Here is an 8,522-nt window from a genome sequence, read left to right as displayed (position 1 = left end):
ACACCGACTCCTGGCAGGAGATCAAGCCGTGAACGACCTCACCCCCTCGCCGGACGACAAGTTCTCCTTCGGTCTCTGGACCGTGGGTTGGCAGGGCGTCGACGTGTTCGGTCCGGCGTCCCGGGAGCTGCTCGACCCCGTCGAGGCGACGTACACCCTGGCCGAGCTCGGCGCGTCTGCCGTCACCCTCCACGACGACGACCTCCTGCCCGACGAGGGCCAGCGCGACGCGACGCTGGAGCGCTTCGAGAAGGCGCTTTCCGACACCGGCCTCGCCGTCGAGATGGTCACCACCAACCTCTTCAGCCACCCCGTCTTCAAGGAGGGTGCGCTCACCGCCAACAACCTGCAGGTGCGCAGGTACGCCCTGTCGAAGGTGCTGCGCAACGTCGACCTGGCGGCTTCCCTGGGCGCGAAGACGTTCGTCCTGTGGGGCGGTCGCGAGGGCGCCGAGCACGGTGCGGGCAAGGACGTCCAAGCCGCCCTCGACCGCTACGCGGAGTCGCTCAACCTGTTGTGCGCGTACGTGCGGGAGCAGGGGTACGACATCCGCTTCGCCCTCGAGCCGAAGCCCAACGAGCCCCGCGGCGACATCCTCCTGCCCACGATCGGGCACGCACTCGCCCTGATCTCCGAGCTCGACGAGCCGAGGATGGTCGGGCTCAACCCCGAGGTGGGGCACGAGGAGATGGCCGGGCTCAACTTCGCCCAGGGCATCAGCCAGGCGCTGTGGCACGACAAGCTCTTCCACGTCGACCTCAACGGTCAGCACGGACCGCGCTTCGACCAGGACCTCAGGTTCGGCGCGGGCAACCTGCGCGGGGCCTTCTGGACCGTCGACGCGCTCCTCGGCGGCGGCACGACCAATGCGTACGACGGCTACATCCACTTCGACTACAAGCCCCCGCGCGCCGAGGCCATGGACGGCGTGTGGGACTCCGCGCGGTCGTGCATGCGCAACTACCTGGCGCTGCGGGACCGGGTGCAGGCGTTCCGCGCCGACCCCGACGTCCACGCCGCCCTCGACGCCGCCGAGGTGGCCACCCTCCGGACCCCGACGCTCGCCGACGGCGAGTCGCTCGCCGACCTGCGTGCCGCGACGTACGACGTCGACGGCCTCGCCCGACGCAGCGTGGGGATGGAGGCCCTCGACCAGCTCGCCCTCGAGCACCTGATGGGACTCCGCTGACCTACCGACCACCCGCACCACGACCACCCGCACGACCGAACACCGCACCAGCACCACCTAGGGCCGAACGCCCGGGGACCCGCCCCGGAAACCGATGGAGCGCAATCCATCACCAACGAAGGGATCGTGATGAACCGAATCATCACGCGGCCGAGCAGGCGCTCACGCACCCTGCTCGGCTCCACCATGGCCATGCTCGTGGCGCTGCCACTGGGCGCCACCCTGGGCATGGGCACCGCGGCGAGCGCCGCAGCGTCAGGTCCGGACACGCCGGAGCGCACGTCCACCAGCACCGCCAACACCTCCACCGACAAGCCGGCCAAGGCCGAGCTCCCGAGCACCCCCCTCGCCGAGGCGGTCCCGTGGACCGTCGACCCGAAGGCCCCCGCGGCCGCCGCAGCAGCCGGCGATCCGTTCAAGGCCCTGGTCTTCTCCGAGACCGCTGCGTTCCGGCACTCCAACATCGACGAGGCGACCACCGCCATCCAGCAGCTCGGTGCCGCCAACAACTTCACGGTGACGACGTCCGAGGACAGCAGCGTGTTCACCGACGCCAACCTCGCGCAGTACGAGGTCGTCATCTTCCTCTCCACCACCGGTGACGTGCTCACCACGGTCGAGCAGGCCGCCTTCGAGCGCTACATCCAGGCCGGCGGCGGTTACGCCGGCATCCACGCGGCCTCGGACACCGAGTACGACTGGCCGTGGTACGGCAACCTGGTCGGCGCCTACTTCAACAACCACCCCAACGGCACGCCGACGGCGACCGTGAAGGTCGAGGACCCGGCGCACGCCTCCACCGCGGGCCTCCCCAAGCGCTGGGAGCGCACGGACGAGTGGTACAACTTCCGCACCCCGAACAACCTCACCGCGCGCAACAAGCTCCACGTGCTGGCCTCGATGGACGAGACCACCTACGCCCCGGGCACCGGCGCCAACGGAGTCGAGCACCCGATCTCCTGGTGCCAGGACTACGACGGTGGCCGCAGCTGGTACACCGGCATGGGCCACACCGAGGCCAACTTCACTGACGCCAACTTCCTCAAGCACATCCTCGGCGGCATCCAGACCGCTGCCGGCGTCGTGGCCTCGGACTGCAAGGCCACCCTGCAGCCCAGCTTCGAGAAGGTCGCGCTCGACGAGAACACGACCAACCCGATGGAGCTCACCATCGCCAAGGACGGTCGGGTGTTCTACATCGACCGCGCCGGCGCGGTGAAGATCATCCTGACCAACGGCAGCGTCGTCACGGCCGGCACCGTTCCCGTCTACACGGGTCAGGAATTCGGCCTGCTGGGCATCGCCCTCGACCCGAACTTCGCCACCAACGGTCACGTCTTCCTCTACTTCGCACCGCAGGGCACCGAGTCGATCGACCGGATCTCCCGGTTCACGGTGACCGGCAACACGATGAGCCTCGCCTCCGAGGTGAAGATCCTCGACGTCCCGGTGCAGCGCAACGAGTGCTGCCACGCCGGTGGGTCGATGGAGTTCGACCAGGACGGCAACCTCTACCTCGCCACCGGTGACAACACCAACCCGTTCGACTCGGGCGGCTTCAACCCGATCGACGAGCGCGCGGGTCGCAGTGCCTGGGACGCCCAGCGCACCTCGGCCAACACCAACGACCTCAACGGCAAGGTGCTGAAGATCAAGCCCGCTCTCGCTGGCGGCTACACCATCCCCGCAGGCAACCTGTTCGACGAGGCTGCCGACGCCACGCAGAAGACCCGGCCCGAGATCTACGCCATGGGCTTCCGCAACCCCTTCCGCATCGGTCTCGACGAGCAGAACAACAAGCTCCTCGTCGCCGACTACGGTCCCGACTCGGGCTCCACGAGCGCCACCCGTGGACCCAACGGCCGGGTGGAGTGGAACATCCTGGACCAGCCCGGCAACTACGGCTGGCCCTACTGCGTGGGCAACAACACGCCCTACAACGACTACAACTTCGCCAGCAGCACCGCCGGTGCGACCTTCAACTGCGCCGCCCCGGTGAACGACTCGCCCAACAACACGGGCCTGACCAACCTGCCGCCGGCGAAGCCTGCCGTCATCTGGCAGAGCAACAACGCGGCGACCACGGGCACCCCGGAGATCGGGGCGAGTGGTGCGCCGATGACCTCGGGCACCTACAAGTTCGACCCGAACCTGGTCTCGGACCGCAAGTGGCCTGCGTACTTCGACAGCAAGGCGATCTGGGCCGACTGGAACAACAGCCGACTCTTCACCGTGCAGATGAACGACGGCGGCACCAACTACACCGACATCAACCGGTTCCTCCCGAACCTGGCCATGTCGCGCCCGCACGCGCTGCAGTTCGGCCCGGACGGTGCGCTCTACATGATCGAGTGGGGCAGCGGCTTCGACGGCAACAACGCCAACTCCGGCATCTACCGGATCGACTACGTCGAGGGGGAACGCTCTCCGACCGCACGCGCGACGACCAACAAGACGTCGGGCCCCGCGCCGCTGGCCGTCACCTTCGACGGCACCACGTCGATCGACGGTGACAGCGGCACCAACGCCGGTCTCACCTACGCCTGGGACTTCACCAACGACGGCACCGTCGACGCCACCACGCCGACCGCGACCTACACCTATGCCACGGCGGGCAACTACACCGCTCGTCTGACGGTGACGTCCACGAACGGCAAGACCGGTACGACGAACATCGACATCGTGGCGGGCAACTCCGCTCCCGTGGTGGACCTGCAGCTGCCGCTCAACGGCGGCTTCTTCGAGTTCGGTGACACCATCAAGTACACGGTGTCGGTGACCGACCCGGACGGCGGCACCGTCGACTGCACCAAGGTCGTCGTCCAGCCCGGCCTGGGCCACGACCAGCACTCGCACGGCTACGAGCAGTACACGGGCTGCAGCGGCAGCTTCGTGCTGCCCGGTGACGCCGGGCACTCGGGCGCCAACGTCTTCGGCACCGTCACCGCCACCTACACCGACGCCGGCAACGGCGCGGCAGGTCCGTTGACGGGCGTCGACGGCGCCGTGCTGCACACGAAGAAGAAGGAGGCGGAGTTCTACGACCAGACCGGTCGTACGGGCTCTGAGACCGCCGGCACACCGGGGGTCATCACCCAGACGACCACCGACACCAACACCGGGCTCAACATCACAGGCGTCGAGACCGGTGACTGGTTCGGCTGGGACGTCATGAACCTCACCAACATCACCGGCGTCACCATGCGGGCCGCTTCCACGACGGGTGGCACCTTCGCCGTCCGCCAGGGGTCGCCCACCGGCACCACGATCGGCACCCTGACGGTGCCCGCCACCGGCGGCGCCCAGACCTGGCAGGACGTGACCACCACCTTCACCGGGGCGACGACGACCAGCGTTCCGCTGTACGTCGTCGCGACCACCGGCGGTGTCAACGTCAACTGGTTGCAGTTCAACGGACGTGGGGTCACCGACAACACGCCGCCTGCGGTCACGATCGCGGCCAGCAAGCTGACGGGGTCCGCCCCGCTGCCCGTGGCCTTCACGAGCACGGTCACCGACGCCGACAACGACACCCCGGTCACGTATGCGTGGAACTTCGGTGACACGACGACGTCGACCGAGGCCAACCCGAGCAAGACCTACACCACCCCGGGCAAGTACACCGTCTCGTTGACGGTGACCGACGCCCGTGGTGCCAAGACCACGAAGACGCTGGAGATCAACGTCACCGTCGCGGAGAACATCTGCTTCAGTGGCCGCTCCGACGACTTCCTGGGCACCGAGCTGGACGTGACGCGCTGGAACAGGAACGTGCGGGTCAACCAGGGCCTGACCGTGGCCGGCGGGTCGCTCAACATCCCGCTGACCAACTCCGACCTCTACCAGACCACCAACACGACGCCCAACATCGTCCTGCAGGACCTGCCGGCCGGTGCGTTCGAGGTCACGACCAAGGTCGACCTGACCGGAGCCAACAAGGGCTACCAGCAGGGCGGTCTGATCATCTACGGCGATGACAACAACTACCTGAAGCTCGTCTACTCCGGTCGTTCGACCGCAGCGGCCGGCAGCAAGGCAGCCAACGTCATCCAGTTCACCAAGGAGACCAACGCCACCGCTTCGGAGACCAACTCCGCCGCACTCGGCGCGGCCTTCCCCGACACCGTGTGGCTGCGGATGTCGAGCACCAACGGCAGCTCCGTCACCGCGTCCTACAGCAGCGACGGCGCCACCTGGCTCCCCGTCACTGCCGCGAACGCGGCACGCGACCTCACCGGCATCACCGCACCCAAGGTCGGCCTGCTGGCCCTGGGGTCGACGACTGCCGGTGCGGCCGACAACCTGACGGCGAAGTTCGACTACTTCACCCTCACGCCCGACGACACTGCCGTTCCTTGCGCCACCCCGTGCCAGGCCGAGCAGTTCAACGGGAGTGCGCTGGACGCGGCCACGTGGAACGACAGTGTCCGGCTCAACTCGTCGCTGACCGTGGCCGACGGGACGCTCAACATCCCGCTGACCAACTCCGACCTCTACCAGACCACGAACACGACGCCCAACGTCGTGCTCCAGGACCTCCCGTCCGGGAAGTTCGTGGTCACCACCAAGGTCACGCTGAATGCCACCAAGGGCTACCAGCAGGGCGGTCTGATCATCTACGGGGACGACGACAACTACATCAAGCTCGTCTACTCCGGCCGCTCGACCGCAGCAGCGGGCAGCAAGGCGGCCAACATCATCCAGTTCTTCAAGGAGACCAACGCCGTCGCATCCGAGACCAACGGTGCAGCACTCGGCGCGGACTTCCCCGACACCGTGTGGCTGCGGCTGTCGAGCACCGACGGCAACGCCATGACCGCCTCCTACAGCAGTGATGGGGCCACCTGGCTCCCGGTCAACGCAGCCAACGCCACCCGCGACCTCACCGGCATCACGGCACCCAAGGTCGGCCTCGTCGCCCTGGGCGCCACCACTGCCGGTGCTGCGGACAACCTCGTCGCGAAGTTCGACTACTTCACCCTGGGCAAGGACGACACGTGCGTCCCCCCGGCAGGGCCGTCGGACACCACCGCACCGACGACGACGCTCACCATCCCGGCGGCCACCGGCCAGGCCGGTTGGTACACCACGCGTCCGTCGTTCACGCTGGCTGCTGCCGACGGAGCGGGCGGGTCGGGCGTCGCCTCGACCGAGTACCGCATCGCCGGAGGCGCCTGGACGCCCTACACCGCAGCGGTCTCCGTGACCGGTGAGGGCACACGCCTGGTCGAGTACCGGTCCACGGACTCGGCAGGCAACGTCGAGGCGATCAAGTCCGAGTCGGTCAAGGTCGACACGGTCACCCCGACCGTGTCGGGCGCCGCGACCGGCGACACCACCAAGACGGTCACCCTGACCGCCACGGATGCCACCTCCGGCATCGCGAGCATCGAGCACCAGATCGGCGACGCCACGACGTGGACGACCTACTCCGCGCCGCTGACGTTCGACCAGCCGGGCACCTACGTCGTGCGCTACCGCGCCACCGACGTGGCGGGCAACCGGTCCACGGGCCAGCTCGAGGTCGTCGTCCCGCAGCCTGCGGACACGACGGACCCCGAGGTGGACGCCACGGTGCTCGGCTCGTACGCCGGTGTGCTGGTCGACCAGGCCAGCACGGGTGTCAGCGGCAAGGCCACCATGGTCTCCACCGATGACGGCACCACCGTGGAGCTGACGCTCGCGGGTCTCGACCCCACGCAGGACTACGAGTCCCACCTGCACGTCGGGACCACCTGTGGCGGGTTCGCGGGTCACTACCGCAACGACCCGGCCGGCGACGGCACCCCGCCCAACGAGCTGTGGCCGACCAACCCCGGTTGGGTCGCTGGCTCCGGTGACGCACGGATCGAGGCAGCGGCCGACGGCACCTCGTTCGCCACCGCCACGGTCCCGTGGGCACCGCGCATCGAGGGCGGCATCCTGGCCCTGCACCGTGAGGGCGCGATCATCGGTTGTGTCGATCTCGACCTGACCGGCCCCGGCACCGTCGTGCTGGACGCCACGGACAACGTCGACGTCACCTCGCTGACCTACACGGTCGACGGGGGAGCAGAGACCGAGTACGACGGTCCGTTCGAGATCACTCAGCCCGGCGAGCACGTGGTGGCGTACACGGCCACCGACGCGGCGGGCAACGAGACGATCGGTGAGCTCACGGTCGTGGTCCCGGAGGAGCCCGTCGTGGAGCCCCCGGTCGAGACGGCGAAGCCCACCGTGTCGATCAGCACGGCTCCCGCGGCGGCCAACGGTCGCAGCAACTGGTTCACCTCGCCCGTCACCATCACCCTCGCGGGTGCTGGCGGCACGGGGAAGGTGACGGTCGAGTACCGCATCGGCAACGGTGCCTGGACGGCGTACACCACGCCGTTCCAGGTGGCCGCTGACGGTGTCACCCTCGTCCAGGCCCGAGCGACCGACGAGGCCGGCAAGGCCTCGGCGGTGGCGACGACCACCATCAAGATGGACGCCACCGCTCCGGTGGTGACCATCAGCGGGATCGCTGACAAGGCCAAGCTCGACCTGGCCGCGGTCCGTATCGCTCTGGTCACGGCCGTGGACGCGACGTCGGGAGTCACCGAGCGGATCATCCGGCTCGACGGCGAGGTCGTGTCCTCACCGGCGCAGATCGACGCACTGTCGCTGCGCAGTGGGAAGCACAGCCTCGAGGTCACCGTGACCGACGAGGCGGGCAACCAGACGTCGAGGACGATCACTTTCAAGGTGGTCGCCTCGATCGGCGGGGCCAAGAAGCTCGTCAACCGGCTCGACGACGAGAACACGATCGGCGCGAAGCTCGGCACCAAGCTCAAGCAGGAGCTGAAGGCCGTGAAGCGCGCTGACAGGAGCGGCACGGAGCGTGAGGCCCGCATGGCTCTCAAGCGCTTCAAGAAGCTCGCCTCCAGGGTCAAGGACGACGAGGCCCGGAGGGCTCTCAAGAACCTGGCGCGCACGCTCAAGTCCGAGCTGTAGGCGTCGGGTCCGAGAGAGAGGAGAAACGTCCGCAGACAGGAGGCTCGGCCGCGTGGCACCACTCAGGTGCCGCACCCGGCAGCTCGCAGGTTCGGCCCTGCGGGCGGCCGGTGGTCGGGCCCCCTGTCCGGGCGGGGTGGCGGCGCCGCAAGGCGTCGCCCCCCGCGGCCGGTGCCGGGACAGTGCGCTCCGTCCCGGCACCGGTTCGCACCAGTGTCACCGCCGACCAGTCCCAGCACCACCCACACCAACCCTGAGGAGCACGCATGCCACGCCCAGTCACCTTGTTCACCGGCCAGTGGGCCGATCTGCCGTTCGAGGAGGTGTGCAGGCTGGCCTCTGGTTGGGGTTATGACGGTCT

General features: G+C 68.4%; 2 protein-coding genes. Both read left to right on the top strand.

Features of this window, described 5'->3' with window-relative positions; all coding sequences use genetic code 11:
- Positions 1–28 precede the first annotated feature (28 nt).
- A complete protein-coding gene (gene xylA / locus BM127_RS21705) occupies positions 29–1,189 on the top strand; it encodes a xylose isomerase (protein WP_091202212.1) in 1,161 nt (386 codons plus the stop codon).
- Between the two features lie 129 nt (positions 1,190–1,318).
- Positions 1,319–8,161, top strand: a complete 6,843-nt coding sequence (locus BM127_RS21700; RefSeq protein ID WP_091202210.1) for a ThuA domain-containing protein — start codon at positions 1,319–1,321, stop codon at positions 8,159–8,161.
- Positions 8,162–8,522 lie beyond the last annotated feature (361 nt).

It is taken from the genome of Nocardioides alpinus (assembly GCF_900112035.1).
Lineage (GTDB): Bacteria > Actinomycetota > Actinomycetes > Propionibacteriales > Nocardioidaceae > Nocardioides > Nocardioides alpinus.
The sequence above is the reverse complement of the archived record's forward strand: the minus strand, read 5'-3'. Positions and strand labels throughout refer to the sequence as shown.

Coding starts and splice junctions, on each gene's coding strand:
- BM127_RS21700 (WP_091202210.1), top strand. CDS start 1,319: ATGAACCGAATCATCACGCGGCCGAGCAGGCGCTCACGCACCCTGCTC.